Raw genomic sequence first — 19,758 nt, 5'->3', positions numbered from 1 at the left:
TAGTGTGTTAGATCGATCTAATTAGAAATCACTGTAAGTTTTAAATTTTGGCGCAACTCTACAGCCAAACCATTCACCTGTCAGCCTATTTTTTAACCTTTTCGGTAATACAAAAATGAACATATTAAGAGGTTTAAAAATCAATTAGTTAGAATTCTGTATTGCAAAAGTAAAACCTTAAATTTACTTTTTTATCCAAAGCCAAACGCTCGAATAACTTTTTCTTTCATCTGTGGAAACCTACCCTCACTCAGTAAAATTGCCATTCAGTTAACAATAATTAGGGATTAGCTATGTCAATCGCACATATTTTTTTATGGGCCACCGCCGCCATTTGGGGTTTTGCCTTTGTCGCCCAAAGCGTTGGCATGGAAAGCCTTGGACCACATAGCTTTAACGCTATGCGTTTTCTATTAGCAACGCTATCACTCTTACCTTTATTGTTTATTTTTAAACCCAAGCAATCTCAAAATAATTCTAAGTTATGGCTAGGTGGCCTAGCGGCGGGAAATTGTTTGTTTTTGGGCTTTACGTGCCAACAAATAGGTTTGCAATATACAACTGCAGGTAACGCAGGTTTCATCACTAGCATGTACATTGTGTTCGTGCCGATACTGGGACTTATACTCGGTCATAAAACTGAAAGACATACCTGGATTGGAGTTGGTCTAGCACTAATTGGTCTTTACAGCCTAACCGTTGGGCCAAACCTATCCATCAACAAAGGCGATGCAATAGAACTATTAGGTACGTTTTTTTGGACAGGACATGTGTTGCTGATTGGCTATTTATCTCGATATGTATCCGCGTTGCCACTTTCTATCGTTCAGTTCTTCGTAGCAACAATATTAGCCTCTATCACCGCTTTCGCATTAGAAACACCAACGCTTGAGGGCATTAAAATGGCTTGGTGGCCCCTAGTCTATGCTGGCGTCGCTTCATCTGGTATTGCATTTACATTACAAACGTTGGGACAAAAAAATGTGTCACCTAGTATCAGTGCTCTTATTCTCTCATCTGAGGCGGTATTTGCCGTATTGGGTGGTTGGATATTTATGGAGGAAGTTCTTTCTACTCGCGCTTTGGTAGGTTGTGGTTTTATTATGACGGGGATGATTATTAGCCAATGGCCACGTCAGACAAAAACACCTATCGAGCTTGCCCAACAACCCTAATTAATATCAGCTTCAACTCCTTTTTCAATATTCACCGGCATTTCTCGTGAAACTGGGGTTGAAAGCACCATCATGGTATTGGTGTCACTTAAATCAATTAAACGTTCTAACAACTCATCCAATAAAGACATAGAACGAACGGCAACTCGAAGCACAAAAGCGTAAGGCCCTGTCACATTATGGCAAGAAATCACTTCATCCAAACTGAGCACTAACGCTTTAAACTCCCGCTCTTTGGTTCGGTAAACCTGACACTCCACCAACGCAGTAATGGGAATTCCGACTTTTTCTAGGTTAATTTTTGCACCGTAGCCAGTAATGACACCAGACTCTTCTAACTTTCGAACTCGCTCAGCGACCGCAGGTGCAGTCAGATGTACTAACTTACCCAGTTCCGCATAAGTTAAACGACCATTCTGCTCCAACAGTTTAAGCAATTTCCAATTCGTCTTATCCATTTAACTCTCTTTAATATTTGACATTTACGCGAAAAAAAGCCGCGTACAAGCGCGGCTTTTTCAATCTTTCAATGAGACGACTACAAAAGTAGTAGGCGATTACAAAGACAGTGTCTTTTCACCACGAGCAATACCAGACACACCAGTACGAACTACTTCAAGCAAATGAGCACCGCCTAATGCTTGCAAGAACCCATCCAGTTTATCTGACTCACCTACGATTTGAATCGTGTAAATAGAAGGCGTCATATCAATGATATTGCCTCGGAAAATATCAACAGTGCGTTTTACTTCCGCACGCTGAGCACCCGTTGCACGCACTTTAACCAACATCAACTCACGCTCAATGTGTTGACCTTCGGTCAAGTCCACAAGCTTCACGACATCAATCAACTTGTTCAGCTGTTTAGTAATCTGCTCTACAACCTGATCAGACCCAAATGTCGTCAGTGTAAGACGAGACAAAGTAGGATCGTCTGTTGCCGCCACGTTCAATGACTCGATGTTAAAGTTACGCTGCGAGAACAAACCAACGACACGCGACAAAGCACCCGGCTCGTTTTCCATTAGTACAGAAATAATATGTCTCATATTAGGTACGCTCCGTCTTGCTCAAGAACATATCCCGCATAGAACCACGAGGCACTTGCATAGGATATACATGCTCTTCTGGATCCACGTAACAATTAATGAAGACCAACTGATCTGTCATCGCAAACGCTTCTTCCATCTTGGCATCGAGTTCATCTTTAGTACGAATTTCCACATACTTATGACGATAAGCGTCCATCAGTATTTTGAAATCAGGCAATGAATCCATGTACGAATTTGAATAGCGACCTTCGTAGTTCATGTCCTGCCATTGGCGAACCATGCCCAAATAACCATTATTCAAGCACAAGATTTTCACTGGCAAACCGTATTGCAGACAAGTCGAAAGCTCTTGAATATTCATCTGAATACTGCCTTCACCTGTCACACAGACAACTGTCTCCGCAGGGAAACTCATTTTTACACCCATCGCCGCCGGAAGACCAAATCCCATCGTGCCTAGACCACCGGAATTTACCCAACGGTTTGGCTTGTCAAATTTATAGTACTGAGCAGCGAACATTTGATGCTGACCTACGTCAGATGCAACAAAAGCATCACCTTTTGTTGCACGCCAACATGCTTCAATTGCGGCTTGAGGTTTAATTTTATCGCCATTGGTGTCATAACGACCACCATGCACCAAACGCCACTCATTGATTTGTTTCCACCAACCAACTAGGGCTTCGGTATTTGAACTTTGGCCTTCCACTAAAGACAGCATTTCTTCCAACACTTGACTGACTGGCCCTACAATAGGCACATCTGCACGAATCGTTTTAGAAATGGCCGCAGGATCAATATCAATATGGATAATTTTTGCCCCTGGGCAAAATTTATCTGGATCATTGGTTACGCGATCATCAAAACGTGCGCCAACCGCGAGAATCACATCACTATGATGCATGGTCATATTCGCTTCATACGCACCATGCATGCCTAACATACCGACAAACTGCTTGTCTGTTCCTGGGTAGCCACCCAAGCCCATCAGCGTGTTAGTAACAGGCACGTTCAAAGACTTAGCCAGTTTTACCAGTAAATCGGATGCTCCGCCCATAATAACGCCGCCGCCAGCATAAATAATTGGGCGCTTGGCAGCCAACAACAAATCAACGGCCTTTTTAATCTGACCACTATGTCCTTTTGTTGGTGGAGTATAAGAACGAATAGAAACCGACTCTGGGTATTTGTATTCGTACTTATCACCAGGCATGGTCATGTCTTTTGGCACATCAATGACAACAGGGCCAGGACGACCAGTGCTGGCAATGTGATAGGCCTTTTTCATGATCATAGGAATTTCAGAAGGATGCTTCACTGTAAAGCTGTGCTTCACAATTGGACGTGACACGCCAATCATATCAGTTTCCTGAAACGCATCTTCGCCGATCAAGTAACTCATTACCTGACCACAAATAACGACCATGGGAATAGAGTCCATATAAGCCGTCGCAATACCTGTTACCGTATTGGTGGCTCCTGGACCAGAGGTGACAAGAACCGTACCGGCCTTGCCCGTGGCACGCGCATAACCATCCGCCATGTGCGTTGCCGCTTGTTCATGCCTAACCAGAATATGCTTTACGTCAGACTGACGATGCAAGGCATCGTAAATATGAAGTGCGGCTCCACCTGGATAACCATAGATATACTCAACTCCCTCATCTTTGAGGAAGCGGGCGATCATTTCACCACCGGATAATAACTCCACCTTGTTACCCTCTATAGTATGTATCTGTCTTTTAATTTTAGTGTGGCTATTGTAACCGCATAAGACGAACAGATTAAAGTTGATAAAACGATGTTTGCTAAACTAACTGAGGTAACTTTTAAAAATAAGAGGTGCTTATATAAAAGTAACAAACACTCAAACGCAAGAAATCGCAGTTTTTACACTGTCCGCGTTTTTTCGCGAGGAGAAGTGCAAGATGACAGTATTGCGTCATGTTACACTTGTGCTTATCAGACAAAATCTGATTGAGATGGGCTAGTGGCCCAAAGAAAGACGTCATCGACAGGGTGTCGTCGAATAATATAGCATTTGATTCTGTCTTTATGCCCTAGATTTGTCAACACAAAGTGTATAAAAACTTGCTCTAACCCACGCTTCATGGTGTCATAGCAGCATAAATTGATTAGGAGTTCTACCATGGCTAATGAGCTTAACCAACAACGAGTTATTGATGAATTTTTGCGCTGTTTTCGTAAGATGCTTATGGATCCAGAACTCGCTGGAGAATTAGTCCGTATCGCCAAAGAAAATATCAACCAGCCAAATGCGTACCAACGCATTGCGGAAGAAGTCTCAAACCAAACCACCATAAAAATCCAAGAAGAACACACAGAAGCTGATCGTAAATTCATCAAACTATTGATGGATGTGGTGAAAGGCGACTCTCAGCTTTACTAGTTTTTTGTTTTTTCACGCTAGGTGGAGTTTCTAGCCTAGCGTCTAATGTTTCGGTACTCACTTGCTTCCTTCGTTTTTATCCAGCCCAGAAGAATTAAACCAACTTGCTGATGACATCAAATCATGGGCAATTGAATTGGGCTTTGCTGAAGCTCGTATTGTTGAGCCAGACCTTGCACAATACAAAGACGAATTTAACGAATGGCTTAATAACAAATACCATGCAGGTATGGACTATCTTGCCAATCATGGCGACATGCGCTTTTATCCGGAACAATTGCATCCGGGAACTCGTCGTGTTATTTCCCTTCGCATGCACTATCTTCCCCAATCAGTCGAAACCGTAAAACGACTGCAAACCAAAGACAAAGCCTATATCGCTCGCTATGCCTTGGGCCGTGACTACCATAAATTAATTCGCAAACGCCTTACTCAATTAGCCAAGAAAATAGAGCAAAAAGTCGGCGATCATGGCTATAGAGCGTTTGTCGATAGCGCCCCTATCTTAGAAAGACAAATTGCCGAGCAAGCCGGCATGGGCTGGGTTGGCAAAAACACCTTATTACTGACCCCTAAAGCCGGCAGCTGGTTTTTGCTCGGTGAAATATTTACTAACTTACCACTTCCTGTCGACAAACCTACTGAAACAAGACATTGCGGAAGCTGTACCGCCTGCCTAACTCAGTGTCCAACTGATGCCTTTGTTGAGCCTTGGGTTCTGGATGCGGGAAAGTGCATTTCTTATCTCACCATTGAACATAAAGGCGCCATTCCAGAAGAACTACGCAGTAAAATGGGCAATCGGATTTTCGGCTGTGATGATTGTCAGCTAGTTTGCCCTTGGACCAAGTTCGCAAAATACACCGAAGAAGAGGATTTCCAACCTAGACACAATCTGGATTCAGCAGATCTAGTTGAATTATTTGAGTGGGACGAAGAGGCCTTCTTGAAAAATACCGAAGGCTCCCCTATTCGTCGAACTGGTTTTGAAAACTGGCGTAGAAACATTGCTGTCGCGCTTGGTAATGCACCTACTAACCAAACCACCATACAAACATTAAAAAATGCACTCCCTCACTCCTCTGAGTTAGTGAAAGAGCACATTCTATGGGCATTAACGCAGCACGACCTTTGATACATAAATAGTGTTTGCTGATTGACAATTAACGTGAGTAACGCAGCAAACCTTCTTGAGCAGTAGAGGCCACCAACTCGCCCTTTTGATTAAAAATTTGCCCACGAACAAAGCCGCGAGCCGCATTCGCCGACGGGGAGTCCGCTACATACAGTAGCCATTCATCCAATCTAAATGGACGATGAAACCAAATAGCATGATCTAAACTAGCAACCGTTAGGTAAGGACTACCAATTGAAATACCATGCGGCATCAAGGCGGTTTCGATAAAACCATAATCTGTTGTATACGCCAGCATAGACTGATGAACTAATGCTTCATCGGGTAAAGCAGACACACTACGAATCCACATATGACGTTTCGCAATACCTGGACGCGGACGAAATGGATTCTGATTTTCCACGATTCGATATTCAATAGGTCGGTCTGCCGTAAACAAATCTCGCACTTTTGATGGAATTTCATCTGCATGCTCTCGATAAAGTGACAGCTCAGACTGAAAGGATTCAGGACCGGAACATTGGGCATGGCATCCTGATGGTCTAACCCTTCTTCGGTGATGTGAAACGACACCGTCATCGCTAAAATACTTTTACCAAACTGCGAAGCAATTACCCGCCGAACACTGAAACTTCCGCCATCTCTAATCACCTCAACGTCATATTCGATAGGGTGAGCGGAATCTCCCGGCCTTAGAAAATAACAGTGCAGTGAATGTGGAAAACGTCCCTCTACGGTTTGAGTTGCCGCGCTTAGACCTTGACCAATAACTTGCCCACCAAATAGTTTCGGAAAACCAATATCCTGACTACGACCAATAAATTGAGTGGCGGAAACACGCTCTAGTTTTAATAAACCGATTAGATTATTCACAACTTGATTCACAACGTCCCTCCTACTTAATATACTACTTTCTATTATGCCGTCTTTTTTGCGACAGTCTGAACAGAAAATCTGCACAAAATACAGTAATACTAAGAATCTGATCAAAATCTTTTGTCTCACTTTGCTAAAGTGACATTTTTTTGCTTTGATGGACACCTAGATTGTGAGGTATTTTGTCCATGTCCGCTCTAATCGATCCATTTGGTCGAAAAATAGATTACCTACGTATTTCGGTCACTGACCGATGCGATTTTCGTTGCACCTATTGCATGGACGAAGACGTCACTTTTATGCCTAGAGATCACATATTGTCTTTAGAAGAGATCGTTTATGTAGCAAAAACCTTTATAGCAATGGGCACCAAGCGCATTCGTATCACAGGTGGTGAACCTTTGGTGCGCAAAAATATTCTCTGGGCCATTGAGCAAATAGCCAATACGAACGGACTAGAAGAACTGACCATTACCACAAACGGTTCACAACTTTATAAAATGGCGCAAACCTTGCTCAACGCTGGCGTCTCACGCATTAACATCAGTCTCGACACACTAAAAGCAGATCGCTTTTACGCCTTGACTCGCAGAGACAAATTTCAACAAGTAATCGACGGTATCGACACCGCCAGCAAACTGCCTTTTAAACGCCTAAAAATTAACAGCGTCATGCTCAAGAATCATAACGATGATGAACTTTTTGATCTTGCACAATTTGCCTTAGATCGCAAAATGGACATCAGTTTCATTGAAGAGATGCCGCTTGGAATAATCACCGACCATAATCGTGCAGCCACCTATTTATCTAGTGATGAGGTCATTAGAACCCTAGGGCGTCATTATGAATTAACCCCCAGCTCAGTGACCAGCAGTGGTCCAACACGCTATTATCAGGTAGCAGGTTACGAGCATAAAATTGGCGTTATTTCCCCTCATAGCCATAACTTTTGTGATACCTGTAATCGTGTTAGGTTAACCGCTGAAGGTCGTTTATTACTCTGCCTAGGCAATGAGCACTCAAAAGACTTAAAAGTGTCATTCGAAACACATCAACAGACTCAATATCATTGGAAAGCGCTATTATTGAAGCGCTTGCACTCAAACCTCAAAAACATCATTTTAACCTCGCTGAAGCCCCGCAAATCTTGCGTTTCATGAGCGCAACCGGAGGCTAACTAAGGAATTCTTATGGCAAAAACACCGACTCCTTTTCGCCCACTCAATATCAGCGTTCTAACCGTATCCGACACTCGATCCATTGCCGAAGACACATCAGGGGATGCCTTGATAGAACGGCTGACTCAAGCGGGTCATAAACTCAATGAAAGAAAGCTGGTCAAAGACGATGTTTACCAAATGCGCGCTGTTGTTTCCAACTGGATCGCCGACAAGGAAACTCATGTCGTACTCATCACTGGTGGTACAGGGTTTTATTCTCGAGACAGCACACCAGAAGCAATGACACCGCTATTTGATAAAACCATCGAAGGCTTTGGGGAACTATTTCGACATATTTCTTACACAGAAATAGGTACATCAACCATCCAATCTCGTGCTATTGCGGGATTAGCCAACCAAACACTTATTTTTTGCTTACCAGGCTCAACTGGGGCTTGTAAAACCGCATGGGATGGTATTTTAGCCGAGCAACTCAACGCTTCACATCGTCCTTGCAATTTTGTCAGTATGTTGATCGGCCCAGATACCACTCATCAGCACGAGGCCTAACACTTATGTCTACTTTACTCGCCTTTGAAGAAGCTTTAGAGGCAATCAAACAGAGTGCCAATGTACGTGTAGGACAACAAATAATCCCCCTAGCAAGCTCGGTAGGTCGCATCCTTGCAACCGATGTTGTGGCAAGCATTTGCGTGCCACCTAATGCCAACAGTGCCATGGATGGCTACGCGCTCGCCACAGCCGATTGGCAAGCCGGAAAACAATTCAGCATCAGTCAGCGCATAGCAGCTGGGCACGCTCCTCAGCCTTTGATGCCAGGCACCTGCGCCCGTATTTTTACAGGGGCAAATATCCCAGCTGGCGCAGATACTGTGATTATGCAAGAAAACGCCCAAATCATGGGCGAAAAAGTGGCTTTTAATGAACAGCCTAGGCAAGGTGAAAACATTCGCCCAAAAGGACAGGATATGCAAACAGGCCAAACCGTTGTGCAAGCTGGTGAGACACTTTCAGCAATGCACATTGGCCTTTTATCCAGTTTAGGCATAACTGACATCACGGTTTACAAGCAATTGCGCGTGGGCATACTCACCACTGGCGATGAGCTGATCGCACCAGGTGAAACATTACAAGCTGGGCAGATCTATAACTCAAATGGTCCTATGCTGAGCGCACTTGTCACTCAGGCAGGTTATCTAGTGAGTCACTGTATTCATGCCGCTGACACCCCAAAAGACACAGAAGACGCATTGCAAATACTCCTTGAATCTTGCGATGTCATTTTATCTTCTGGTGGGGTTTCTGTTGGCGAAGAAGATCATGTGAAAAGTGTCTTAGAAAAACGGGGAACCGTACATTTATGGAAGATCGCCATCAAACCGGGAAAACCCCTTGTTCATGCCACTCTTCAAGGCACTCCCTTTCTTGGCTTACCGGTAACCCAAGCTCCACGCTGGTCACCTATCATTGGTTCGCACGCCTTTTACTGTCTATTTGCTCTGGTCAGAAAGTACAATTGCCACAATCTTACCTAATTGATGCGGGCTTCAACCGATCAAAAACAATCACGCGTGACGAATTCCTACGAGTATCTATCGGTCAAGATGGTCTTGCTTATGCGCACCCTCAACAAAGTTCTGGCGCCTTGTTAGCGGCTTGCCAGAGCCAAGGCTATCTGCACGTCAAAGCAAATACGCAAATCGAATACGGCCATTCTTATTCTTTTTATCCTTTCTCTGGTTTCTGACTTTCCTGTTTCCATAGAACTCATCTAAACTGAAAGTAGTGCTCGGCAAGATTAGAGTGCTACTTTTTCTCGTTATAAGGCGAATTAATATGCGTAACATTGAGTGGGAACAATCTCTCTATGAACATCAACATGCGATGATCAAACGGCTCGATGCTTTCAGGAAAGCCTCAAAAACCGTTGCTTACTCAAAAGATGACATGATGATAATCGAGCATTCCTTTCAACTGCTTGTTGCTTCGATGTTAGATCTTGCCCAATACGTTTTAAAACACCATTACAAAACTGAGATTTCGTCACGCAAAGAAGTGCTTCACGCTCTTATCACAAACAAAGACGTCACCTATGAACAAGCGGAGCAAATACGCTCACTCATTCTACTAAGAGACAAAATCTTAAACGATTATCTCGAAGAACATTTCGCGGATTTAGACGAGGCGATGAAGCTTAGACGCTACAGCCTAGTGGAAGTATTAACAAAAGAATGGACTACGCGCTTATCAACTAAAGATTTGTAAACCTTTATGGCTGTGGCTTTCTAACCGAAGCATCAAGAAACGCTTTTCTTAATAGCCCCCTAAACCAAACATGAGCGGCATCGTGTTGGAAACGCTCATGCCAAATCATCGAATAATCAAACTCACGCGTTGCAAAAGGCAACTCATACAAGGCTATTTCAGAGACGGTTCCCACCATATCTTCGGCAAAAAGTCTTGGCACTGTCAGTAATAAATTACTGTCCATAACCACTCTTGCGGCAGGTACAAAATTAGGCAAATGCACAGCGACGTGACGCTTGTGGCCTATTTTATCCAATTCACGATCTACTGCAAAATACTCTCGACGCCCTAATACCACTTGAACATGGCTGGCCTGCACATAGCCTTCTAAAGTGAGCGTACCTTGGATACTAGGATGATCCTTACGAGCCAAACACACCATACGATCACTTTTTAAACGCATAGCTCGAATCCCCGCAGGAGGCTCTTTCGACAACACAGCAACAGCAACATCGATATTCGTTTGATCAAGCTCAGCAACCATGTCTTCATTCCAAGATTTAACATCCAAAATTGCGCTCGGTGCTTTTTGACGAAATTGATCCAGAATTTTAGGCAACACAGTTAAGGTACCAAAATCCGTCGTTGATAATATAAAGCGACGTTGACTGGTTTCGGGAGTAAACAAGCTAGGCTGAATAAGGCTCTCTAACCCTTTTAAAGTATCTGCCAAAAGCGGGGCTAAACTTTGTGTTTTTGCTGTAGCTGACAAACCATGAGAAGTACGAATGAACAAAGGATCGGCAAACACATCACGTAGGCGTGACAATGAGCGACTTACCGCTGGCTGAGAAACATTAAGCCGTGTCGCCGCCTTGGTGACATTGAGTTCTTCGATTAAAACCTGAAAAACATACAACAAATTTAAATCGATATCAGACAATTTTATCTCTGACAAAATAACACCTCAGCCAAGCTTGTTATCATTATAACTCCGAATCATAACAAGCTTTTTATAGGGACAATAGCGGTCTTTTACATTACTTATAAGACAGCAATGCCCGAATGTCCTTGGAGGTCATACCCAACAAATATAAAATACCATCCAGTCCAAGGTTGTTCATTGGGCAAGGAGCCTGCTCTCGCACTAAAGGCTTCGCATGCAAAGCCACGCCCAACGCGGCGTGATTCAACATTAGCAAATCATTCGCACCGTCACCGCAAGCAATTGTCTGCTTCATGTCGATCTTTTGTTTTTCGGCAATGCTCGTCAACAAGAATTTTTTACGCTCGCCGTCAACAATAGGACCTAAATGCTTACCCGTTAAGGTATGACTCTGAATTTCTAATACATTAGCGTGCACTTCAGCTATTCCATATTCGGCTTGAACTCGATCAGCAAAATAAGTAAAACCACCCGACAAAATCGCTGTATGCCAACCAAAATGATGCAGCACTGTCATTAACGTAGAAATACCATCCATATGTTCAATGCGGTTATAAACGCCATCCATAACATCGCTACTCAAACCTTTTAACAGCGCCAAGCGCTGAACGAAACTTTCGACAAAATCAATTTCACCACGCATTGCGCTTGCCGTAATTGCGGAAATTTGTTTGCCAATGCCAGCTTCAACGGCCAACTCATCCATGACTTCCGCTTTAATCAACGTAGAGTCCATATCAAAAACAGCCAAACCACCAGCCTGTATGTCCAACATCGTCGCTTGGTAGATATGATCAATACCGGTTTCATTTGATAAACTCAAAAGCGCAGCTCGAAAATCGTTGCTATCGGTTATCTCAGAGGTAAGGCGTATCTGCACCACAGACACATTATCACTCTCTTCCGTTAACACATGGCTCACTCCATACAAGCCTCGTTTATCCAACCAAACATTAAATTGATTAAGATATTCAGGGGTCAAAGACCCGATAAGAGTAATACTGGCTGACATAAAGGTTCCTCATTCGATAAGGTCGTTACTATAGCAAATCGTTTTCTTTTCGCTAAGCACCTGTTCTAATTTAAAGAATTTAGAAAATGGCCGTTATGGTGTATAGAGACACTTTAATGTGCAATAAAAGTGATGCTCAACCCGATAGATTAGTTATTTTGCTTGAATCGTCACAAAGTCACGGTCGTTACGATAGTTGAACAAAAGTCTCGTGTATACTTGAGTCGTTGTTTTACGAGTTACCCCTAAAGGAAGTGAATGGACACCCAACCAAAAACAAAAGCTATTACGGCTTTTATTCGTAAAAAGCTCAGTGCCTATACTGTCACTGTTGCTACTTTTATTTCACTTATGATTCTGACCGTCTGTATCTTTTGGTACACTATGACGCACGCACTTGGCAATTATTTGTCTCAACAGACGGAAGTATTAGGCAGTAGTTTAGCCACCCAAGCTGCTTTCAATGCCACACAATCCATTTTAAATAACGACTTGTTAAGCCTAAACGTGCTACTCAATCGTCTCGTCGTTGATGACAATATTTTAAGTGCTCGAGTTTACAATAAAAAAGACGAACTACTCGCAGAGGCTAATAGCGGCAGTACTAGTCGAATTTCAACAGAACAAGACTTACGCCCTAATGAGCAACGTCGTGTGTACAGTTCAAGCATTAAGTTTAGAGATGAAATAGTCGGACATGTCTTAATAACTTTGGATAAAACGCCAGCACAAGCGACCCTACAACACCTCAATAACTTACTAATTGGGGTAGCCATTTTTACTTGCACTATTGCCTTATTGTTGATCATACTGATAACAAAATGGCTTTTCTCCCTATCAATGACGCCACGACCGCATTGCTATCCCATAGCAAAGGTCGTAAGCCAAAAGCACTACCTTCACCTATTTATAAAGAAGCAAGGCAGCTTTACGATGCCGTTAAAACTATACAGACACTCCCACAGACTAAAGAGGCAATCGAAAAAGCCCCCCAAGAAGATCTTACAAAAGCGACAAAAGTACAATTCGAGATCAATTTTGATGCCATTTTCGAAGAATCCAGACAACGTAGCTGCATTCTCTACTTTGATATCTTAAATTTAGAAACTTGGCATAAAGACCTGACACCACTCCAAGTAGCAAATTTACTGACACCCGTATATCGAGCTATGTTTCAAGCAAGCGAAGTGTACTTAGGTCAAGTACATCAATACAACAGTGACTCCGCTGTGATTCTCTTCAGCGCTCATCACTGTGAAGATAATCTATACATCAATGCAGTATGTACCGCTCAACTTTTCTTAGGTTTGATCAATAAGCTTTTAGAAAACGAGTTATATGCAGAGACACCGAAGCTTACATTCCATCTAGGATTACACCAAGGCAACCAACAAATAACCAATATGGTGAAAGAGAACAGCTTCGAACCAGAAAAAATAGAACCCTTACTAGAGAGTATCCACCAACTCAGTCGATCAGAAAGCGTCAACAAGCTTATCATTAGTGATGACATTTTTACTCTGCCTCACATACAGAACAGAGTATTTACTGGATTACCAGAAATAATAGAAGACAATGGCAAAGAAATTTTAGCTTATGAAGTAAAAGGTATGTCGGACAAATATAAGCGCCAAATTCATCAGCACATTACTAACATTACCAATCCAGACACAGAGCATTAAAAACACGGCGGTGAGCCTTAATAAAAAAGACCCGTTATGAAGTGCCCCCATAAAATTGGACACTTCATAGAACGGATCTTTTATATATCAGTTTATCTTTATTAGGGCTTTCCTAAGTTATCAGCACAACAGAAAACCGTACAAACTTCGCAGCAAAGCTCTTAATCCTCAAAACGAATCACATCATCAAGTGACAGCCCTTCTTTATCCATAATCAAGCGCAGTTTGCGCAGCGCCTCCACTTGAATTTGGCGCACTCTTTCACGTGTTAAGCCAATTTCAGCTCCCACATGCTCTAACGTGCTGGCTTCATGACCACGTAAACCAAAACGACGTGTTATCACTTCACACTGTTTTTCACTCAATTCATCTAGCCACAGTTCAATACTGTGTAAGACGTCACCATCTTGTCGATCTGCTTCAGGGCCTTGATGAATAGTATCTGCTAAAATCTCCACCAAGCTTTTGTCGTTATCATCTCCGCCAAATGCCGCATCAATAGAGCTGATTTTTTCGTTTAGACCAAGCATCTTTTGCACATCTTCAACGGGGCAATCTAGCATTTCGGCAATTTCTTCTGCGCTTGGCTCATGGTCTAACTTTTGCGTCAACTCACGGGCTGCTCGTAAGTAGACATTAAGCTCTTTCACAACATGAATTGGCAGGCGAATAGTTCGAGTTTGATTCATAATGGCACGCTCTATGGTTTGGCGTATCCACCATGTGGCATAAGTAGAAAAGCGAAAGCCTCGCTCAGGATCAAATTTTTCAACGGCTCTAATTAACCCCAAGTTCCCTTCTTCAATTAAATCAAGAAGAGAAAGCCCACGGTTCAAATAGCGACGTGATATTTTTACGACTAGCCGCAAATTACTTTCTATCATGCGCTTACGCGCTTTAGGGTCACCTTTTAGAGCAAGGCGAGCAAAATACACCTCTTCTTCTGCCGACAGTAAGGGTGAAAAGCCAATCTCACTTAGATAGAGTTGAGTCACATCAAGGTGACGACTCGTATCTGCCTCCGCATAACGAGCACTGACTGCCGACTCAAACTCTTCGTCAATCAGTTCATCATCTTCAACAAAATCCTCAAGCGTATCAAGATCAAAATCACCAGTGTCCGAAATCTTAGCTACTTCTTTATCCATATTGGCTAACTTCATGCCCCCTCCTTAAACGCTCATCTCGCTTAATTTATTTTAGGTAAAACATCTAGCGGATCGATCGGCCTACCATCACGTCGAACTTCAAAATGTAATAATGGCCTGTCACTTCCTTTACCACCAATCACAGCAAGGGAATCTCCAGCCCGAACACTTTGTTGTTCTTTTACTAAAATCCTTTCGTTGTAAGCATAAGCACTAAGGTATACATCATTATGCTTTACAATAACAAGGTTACCATAACCGATAAGACCACTGCCCGCATAGACAACGGTACCATCGGCGGCGGCTTTTACTAATGCTCCCTGCTCCGCTTTTATATCTATACCTTTACTACTAACGCCAGCATTTGAAAACCCCCTAGTGACCTTACCATCCACTGGCCAGGCCCAATTACCAGATATTTTCTCGTCTTTTTTGTCTTTAGTGACGCTTTTAGGCAACTTTTCAGACACTATAATGGCGTCAGCAGAAGCGGGTATAGAGGGAATCGTTTTCTCCGTTTCAACAACTGGCTCTCTCTGTTTGACAATACTTTCCGCTTTGGGTTCCTCATTATTCACGATAACCGATGACGACTTTGAGAGACCGCCTAGACGAATTTTTTGTTTTGGATAAATAGTATAGGGGGCAGCAATACGATTAAATTTTGCCAACTCTCGATAGTCCAAACCATACCGAAAAGCAATAGAAAACAAGGTGTCACCGCGTTGTACTATGTACACACCTGATGTCGGGATAGAAGAAACACTCGCACCATTAGACGCAAATTTTGAGTTGTCTTGTGTAGGGTAATGCAACACTTCATAGGAGCACCCAGTCAGCAAAAGACAAAAAAATACAAGCCTACTTAACAAGCAAGTAGGCAAGAAAAAATCATGACTTTTAAAGACAAGACAACGGATAGTGCTTTACCCCAATATTCGCTTAAATTGAATTATTACTATTTGTCTAATTTTGGTAAAAATATGTAAGAAATAAGAATCACACTCAAGAACCCAATCAAAACAAACACTAAAGGAAGTAATAAATCACTTGGCCAATAAAAACTTGGTAAGTTCCAAGGTAAAACAAGATGCTCTTCTAAAGGCAATTTTTTATCTCCGACCAACGTCCAAGTGTCCGTAACCTTCCAAGGCCAAACCTTTACTAGTGCCCCAAGCATAACACCCGTCAGAAAAGACAAGGTCATCGATCTGGCATGATTAAGCAAATAATGTAGAACTTTGGAAAAACTTAACAATCCGATCAAAGCTCCAACAGCAAAAATAAAGATCACCAAGAAATCCAAGTTTTTCACCGCTGACAAAATAAAACCGTACATCCCCATCATAAGCAGTAAAAAACTACCCGAAATACCAGGCAAAATCATTGCACAAATAGCAATCATACCAGAGGCAAAAACCATCACTAACGAAGTATTTAACTGCGTAGGAACAAGCAACGATAAGCTGGCTCCAGTGGCGACACCTAAAATAAGCCCAACAAAATGACGCCAAGAAAAGCCAATAATTTGATGAATCAAAAAATACGCCGAAGCCAAAATAAGACCAAAAAAGAAACTCCATAAATAACTAGGATATTCCGCCAGCAAATGCGTTATTAGGCCCGCCAGCAAAAAAATACTGGTCACAATACCGGAACCCAACGTCAATAAAAAAGTACCGTCAAAATGACGCCATAATGCCTTTAAATCACCTTTAAGCAGCATGCTTGCACTGTGTCTATTAACACCACTTAGTGCGCCAATCAGGCGATCATAGACCCCTAAAATAAAAGCAATGGTTCCACCAGAAACACCAGGAACAACATCCGCAGCCCCCATCAACAAACCACTCAAATACACTTTTAGCCATTTAGGCATGTTCCAATCCTTCTAATAACGGGACAAAAAACGCCGGTTCAGTTCCCAAACATTTCCAACGCTCACCCTCTTTACGCCAACAACCAATTTGTGGACTAGGATGATCGATCGGCATAATTAAAATGCCTTGTTGTTTTAGACACTCCGTCAAGGCTAACGGAATTTTGCTTGCCATCGCGGTAATAATCACAGCGTCCATTTCTACTTTGTGAGGCCACCCAGTTTGACCATCAGCAAACAAATACTCAACATTTTTAACCCCCATGGACAGCAAGCGCTGCTTTGCCTGCAAGTAAAGCCAATGCTGACGCTCGACGGTATGAACTTTATTAAAAAAGTGCGCTAAGATTCGAGTTTGATAGCCTGATCCTGTACCAATTTCCAACACACGACCAAGACGGGCGTGGGTCAAAAGCCATTGCGTCATTCTCGCCACGGTCAGCGGCTGACTGATGGTTTGATTACGCCCTATCGGAAGAGAGGTCGCAGAATACGCTAAATGGGAAAATGCCGGCTCGACAAACTCATGACGCGGAAGGCTTCCCATCAGCGCCAATAATTCGTCATGCGTAATACCCTGCTCCCTAAGATACTTAACCATTTGAGTTGCTTTGGGTTCAGGGTGTGAGATTAGCCAATTGAGATCATGCAAGCTCATAGCGTGACAGTGTCGGTCCATCCTTTGAGAAGAGGTTGAACCCCATAACAAGTCATATCTGTATGGATCGGTGTAATTGAGACATAGCCATTCTCAATCGCACAAAAATCGGTTCCCTCAGACTCATCATGTGGGCCTGACAAAGCACCAATCCAAAAGCTTGGCATTCCCCGAGGGTGTTGAGCCGAGATAGGTGCTTGCGCCTTATGACGATAACCAAGGCGTGTTACCTGTATGCCCTTAAGCTCATCATAAGGAATATCTGGAACGTTTACATTCAATAGAATTCCTGCAGGCAAAGTCAATGTATGAGCATCTTTCAAGAGTTGCATAACCACCTTTGCCGCCGTATCAAAATATTGACTCCCCACCAAAGAAACAGCCAACGCAGGACGCCCCAAATGTCGAGCCTCCATCGCCGCCGCAACGGTACCCGAATAAATAACGTCATCACCCAAGTTGGCACCATGATTAATCCCTGACACCACTAAATCAACGTCACCATCAATCACGCCAGATAAAGCGAGATTAACGCAGTCAGTAGGCGTGCCATCAACACGGTATTGATGGTCAGCAACTTTAACTGGCTGTACTGGACGCGTTAAGGTCAGAGAATTACTCGCCCCACTGCGGTTACGATCTGGTGCGACGATTAGAATCGAATATTCTTGCTGTAAATATTGTGCCAGCGTTTGTATACCAACCGCGTCTAAGCCATCATCATTGGCGATCAAAATTCTCATGGTATTTCTCAGCTGATTTATCCGTAAAATCTATCATTTCACGCAAAATACTCGTGGCGAAACAGCCCTTGGTTAAAGAAAACTCAACGATCAATTGCGCGCTCCCTTCCCTCTCCCTAAGCAATTCCCACGCCATGTTCATAGGCACAAGGCGCGCTAGTCGGCTGTCTCGGGAAAGATCAAAAGCAATCAGAGCGTCCACCAGCTCGGCACTGTCTGACAAGGAGTGTTTCATGACTTGCTCACGTTGAGCACCTGTACCGGCCTCCCAACCCTCACTAATCATAGGCAACACAGGACTTATGTGACCTCGCATCACACTTAAATGCATGAGTGCGCCAACTTCTTTTACGCGAAATTGCTCATCCTTATGCTGAAACTGTGCAATGTCACCATCACATAAACGCATCCACATACCGTTTTCCACCTGATCACTTAATGCCTCATTGAAACACCAAGAACGAATTGCCGATAACCAAAAGGATTCTGTTTTCGATAATTTACGGCGACTTTGCCGCCCTTTTAAGACAAAGTCTTTGCCGTTATGCAAATTATTACCGTTTATGCCAAAACGTTGGGGGCCATAATAGTTAGGAACACCTGCCTGCTTAATCAGATGTAAGCGCCCTTCTAGCTCGTCCAAATCGCCATTGATCTCACGAAGTCGAATCACAAAACGATTCGCTAAGTGTGTACCAGTGCGCAGTTTTTTTGAATGGCGTAGCTGTGCAATCACACGAACACTTTCCGGCTCCCTAAAAGCTTCCTGAATGGTCGAAAAATCCGGCTCGCGATTCAAAACATGCAAACAAAACCACTGACGTGTACAGGCATGACGATCTTTCACACCACTATAAGTCACCTTATCAGGACCTATGCCAGCAATCTGCGCCAAGCGCTTTGCGAGAAAGTCGGTATTCACCCCTTCCTTTTCTATAAATACAAAGCAAAATTCCCCTCTTCCATCAGGCTCAAAACCCAACTGCTCTTCGACATAAAAGTCTTGCACATGGGTTTTCAAATCCCCAGTGACAGTCGGCTTAGACCAAGCATATCGCCATTCGGTATTCATACATTACCTTGATTAAAAAGAGCTTGATTAAAAAGAGCTTGATTAAAATGAGCCTGTTTAAAAATAAGCGCAACGGCTTCAACAGCAATACCCTCTTTACGACCGGTAAAACCAAGCTTTTCCGTGGTCGTTGCTTTCACATTGACAACATTGATATCTACGGCTAAGTCTTCAGCAATATTAGTTCGCATCGCATCGATGTAAGGGCGCATTTTGGGTGCTTCAGCAATAATAGTGATATCAACATTACCTACACAAAAACCAAGAGCCTGTATTTCCTGGTAAGCACGCTTTAACAGAACCCGACTATCAGCGCCTGAAAAAGCAACGTCAGTATCTGGAAAATGTTTTCCAATATCCCCAAGAGCCGCTGCCCCTAACAACGCATCGGTCAACGCATGCAATGCGACATCACCATCGGAATGAGCAACCAGCCCCTGAGTGTAAGGGATAGAAACACCACCGATGACAATGTGGTCGCCCTCGCCAAATTTATGTACATCAAAACCATGGCCTACACGAAACGGCATCATGATAGTTAC

General features: G+C 43.2%; 22 protein-coding genes and 2 pseudogenes. 10 read left to right on the top strand and 14 right to left on the bottom strand.

What is annotated here, in order from left to right; genetic code table 11:
* Window positions 1-293 precede the first annotated feature (293 nt).
* Window positions 294-1,175 (top strand): DMT family transporter, encoded by an 882-nt coding sequence (locus ONZ52_RS21825; protein ID WP_265220726.1) that lies wholly within the window; start codon window positions 294-296, stop codon window positions 1,173-1,175.
* Here ONZ52_RS21825 and ONZ52_RS21820 read toward each other — a convergent pair.
* The 3 genes from ONZ52_RS21820 to ONZ52_RS21810 all read right to left on the bottom strand — a co-directional run bounded on the left by ONZ52_RS21820 (window position 1,172) and on the right by ONZ52_RS21810 (window position 3,938).
* Window positions 1,172-1,633, bottom strand: coding sequence for an Lrp/AsnC family transcriptional regulator (locus ONZ52_RS21820; protein ID WP_111607977.1), 462 nt, complete (start codon window positions 1,631-1,633; stop codon window positions 1,172-1,174). The genes ONZ52_RS21825 and ONZ52_RS21820 overlap by 4 nt on opposite strands.
* Window positions 1,634-1,732: 99 nt before the next feature.
* The gene (gene ilvN, locus ONZ52_RS21815; protein WP_111607978.1) at window positions 1,733-2,224 is read right to left on the bottom strand and encodes an acetolactate synthase small subunit; all 492 of its coding nucleotides are present in this window, start codon (window positions 2,222-2,224) and stop codon (window positions 1,733-1,735) included.
* Between the two features lies 1 nt (window position 2,225).
* Window positions 2,226-3,938, bottom strand: coding sequence for an acetolactate synthase 3 large subunit (locus ONZ52_RS21810; protein ID WP_265220725.1), 1,713 nt, complete (start codon window positions 3,936-3,938; stop codon window positions 2,226-2,228).
* 438 nt (window positions 3,939-4,376) lie between these two features.
* Between ONZ52_RS21810 and ONZ52_RS21805 the strand changes: the two genes are divergently transcribed.
* Window positions 4,377-4,637, top strand: a complete 261-nt coding sequence (locus tag ONZ52_RS21805; protein ID WP_012069032.1) for a hypothetical protein — start codon at window positions 4,377-4,379, stop codon at window positions 4,635-4,637.
* A gap of 61 nt (window positions 4,638-4,698) precedes the next feature.
* Window positions 4,699-5,772 carry a tRNA epoxyqueuosine(34) reductase QueG gene (queG, locus tag ONZ52_RS21800; protein WP_265220724.1) on the top strand — a complete coding sequence of 358 codons (1,074 nt, stop codon included), beginning with the start codon at window positions 4,699-4,701 and terminating at the stop codon, window positions 5,770-5,772.
* 28 nt (window positions 5,773-5,800) lie between these two features.
* On the opposite strand, the gene ONZ52_RS21795 is transcribed toward queG, so the two are convergent.
* Together ONZ52_RS21795 and ONZ52_RS21790 are read right to left on the bottom strand one after the other, a co-directional pair.
* Window positions 5,801-6,175 (bottom strand): acyl-CoA thioesterase domain-containing protein, encoded by a 375-nt coding sequence (locus ONZ52_RS21795; RefSeq protein ID WP_265220723.1) that lies wholly within the window; start codon window positions 6,173-6,175, stop codon window positions 5,801-5,803.
* Window positions 6,082-6,657, bottom strand: coding sequence for an acyl-CoA thioesterase (locus ONZ52_RS21790; protein WP_265220722.1), 576 nt, complete (start codon window positions 6,655-6,657; stop codon window positions 6,082-6,084). The genes ONZ52_RS21795 and ONZ52_RS21790 overlap by 94 nt, the downstream gene beginning before the upstream one ends.
* A gap of 179 nt (window positions 6,658-6,836) precedes the next feature.
* Between ONZ52_RS21790 and moaA the strand changes: the two are divergent.
* The 5 genes and pseudogenes from moaA (at window position 6,837) to ONZ52_RS21765 (ending at window position 10,094) form a co-directional block, all read left to right on the top strand.
* Window positions 6,837-7,825, top strand: a pseudogene (moaA, locus tag ONZ52_RS21785) (GTP 3',8-cyclase MoaA).
* Window positions 7,826-7,838: 13 nt separating this feature from the next.
* Window positions 7,839-8,378 (top strand): molybdenum cofactor biosynthesis protein B, encoded by a 540-nt coding sequence (moaB, locus tag ONZ52_RS21780; RefSeq protein ID WP_265220721.1) that lies wholly within the window; start codon window positions 7,839-7,841, stop codon window positions 8,376-8,378.
* Between the two features lie 5 nt (window positions 8,379-8,383).
* A complete protein-coding gene (locus ONZ52_RS21775; RefSeq protein ID WP_265220720.1) occupies window positions 8,384-9,364 on the top strand; it encodes a molybdopterin molybdotransferase MoeA in 981 nt (326 codons plus the stop codon).
* A complete protein-coding gene (locus tag ONZ52_RS21770) occupies window positions 9,346-9,576 on the top strand; it encodes a hypothetical protein (protein ID WP_265220719.1) in 231 nt (76 codons plus the stop codon). The genes ONZ52_RS21775 and ONZ52_RS21770 overlap by 19 nt, the downstream gene beginning before the upstream one ends.
* Before the next feature lie 89 nt (window positions 9,577-9,665).
* Window positions 9,666-10,094 carry a hypothetical protein gene (locus tag ONZ52_RS21765; RefSeq protein ID WP_265220718.1) on the top strand — a complete coding sequence of 143 codons (429 nt, stop codon included), beginning with the start codon at window positions 9,666-9,668 and terminating at the stop codon, window positions 10,092-10,094.
* Between the two features lie 4 nt (window positions 10,095-10,098).
* Here the strand turns inward: ONZ52_RS21765 and ONZ52_RS21760 are convergent, their stop codons facing one another.
* Together ONZ52_RS21760 and serB are read right to left on the bottom strand one after the other, a co-directional pair.
* Complete coding sequence (locus ONZ52_RS21760; RefSeq protein WP_265220717.1) at window positions 10,099-11,034, bottom strand: LysR family transcriptional regulator; 936 nt, start codon at window positions 11,032-11,034, stop codon at window positions 10,099-10,101.
* Between the two features lie 82 nt (window positions 11,035-11,116).
* A complete protein-coding gene (gene serB / locus ONZ52_RS21755) occupies window positions 11,117-12,034 on the bottom strand; it encodes a phosphoserine phosphatase SerB (protein ID WP_265220716.1) in 918 nt (305 codons plus the stop codon).
* Window positions 12,035-12,292: 258 nt separating this feature from the next.
* On the opposite strand from serB, the pseudogene ONZ52_RS21750 reads away from it, so the two are divergent.
* Both ONZ52_RS21750 and ONZ52_RS21745 read left to right on the top strand, forming a co-directional pair.
* Window positions 12,293-12,727: pseudogene (locus ONZ52_RS21750) on the top strand (AhpA/YtjB family protein); the annotation flags it as partial.
* A gap of 128 nt (window positions 12,728-12,855) precedes the next feature.
* Entirely contained in the window at window positions 12,856-13,716 is an 861-nt protein-coding gene (locus tag ONZ52_RS21745; protein ID WP_265220748.1) for a hypothetical protein, read from the top strand.
* 161 nt (window positions 13,717-13,877) lie between these two features.
* Here ONZ52_RS21745 and rpoS read toward each other — a convergent pair whose 3' ends face one another.
* The 7 genes from rpoS to ispF form a co-directional block, all read right to left on the bottom strand.
* A complete protein-coding gene (gene rpoS, locus ONZ52_RS21740; protein WP_265220715.1) occupies window positions 13,878-14,879 on the bottom strand; it encodes an RNA polymerase sigma factor RpoS in 1,002 nt (333 codons plus the stop codon).
* Window positions 14,880-14,905: 26 nt separating this feature from the next.
* A complete protein-coding gene (locus ONZ52_RS21735; RefSeq protein WP_265220714.1) occupies window positions 14,906-15,682 on the bottom strand; it encodes a peptidoglycan DD-metalloendopeptidase family protein in 777 nt (258 codons plus the stop codon).
* Between the two features lie 140 nt (window positions 15,683-15,822).
* Entirely contained in the window at window positions 15,823-16,743 is a 921-nt protein-coding gene (locus tag ONZ52_RS21730; RefSeq protein WP_265220713.1) for a DUF368 domain-containing protein, read from the bottom strand.
* The gene (locus ONZ52_RS21725) at window positions 16,736-17,401 is read right to left on the bottom strand and encodes a protein-L-isoaspartate(D-aspartate) O-methyltransferase (protein ID WP_265220712.1); all 666 of its coding nucleotides are present in this window, start codon (window positions 17,399-17,401) and stop codon (window positions 16,736-16,738) included. Before ONZ52_RS21725 ends, ONZ52_RS21730 begins: the two co-directional genes overlap by 8 nt.
* Window positions 17,398-18,144 (bottom strand): 5'/3'-nucleotidase SurE, encoded by a 747-nt coding sequence (surE, locus tag ONZ52_RS21720; protein WP_265220711.1) that lies wholly within the window; start codon window positions 18,142-18,144, stop codon window positions 17,398-17,400. The genes ONZ52_RS21725 and surE overlap by 4 nt, the downstream gene beginning before the upstream one ends.
* The gene (gene truD, locus ONZ52_RS21715; RefSeq protein ID WP_265220710.1) at window positions 18,122-19,216 is read right to left on the bottom strand and encodes a tRNA pseudouridine(13) synthase TruD; all 1,095 of its coding nucleotides are present in this window, start codon (window positions 19,214-19,216) and stop codon (window positions 18,122-18,124) included. Before truD ends, surE begins: the two co-directional genes overlap by 23 nt.
* Window positions 19,213-19,749 (bottom strand): 2-C-methyl-D-erythritol 2,4-cyclodiphosphate synthase, encoded by a 537-nt coding sequence (gene ispF / locus ONZ52_RS21710; protein ID WP_265220709.1) that lies wholly within the window; start codon window positions 19,747-19,749, stop codon window positions 19,213-19,215. The genes truD and ispF overlap by 4 nt, the downstream gene beginning before the upstream one ends.
* Window positions 19,750-19,758 lie beyond the last annotated feature (9 nt).

The sequence above is a fragment of the Marinomonas rhodophyticola genome (assembly GCF_026113935.1).
Lineage (GTDB): Bacteria > Pseudomonadota > Gammaproteobacteria > Pseudomonadales > Marinomonadaceae > Marinomonas > Marinomonas rhodophyticola.
Note: the sequence above shows the minus strand (reverse complement) of the source record. Positions and strands in the feature narration are given on the sequence as shown.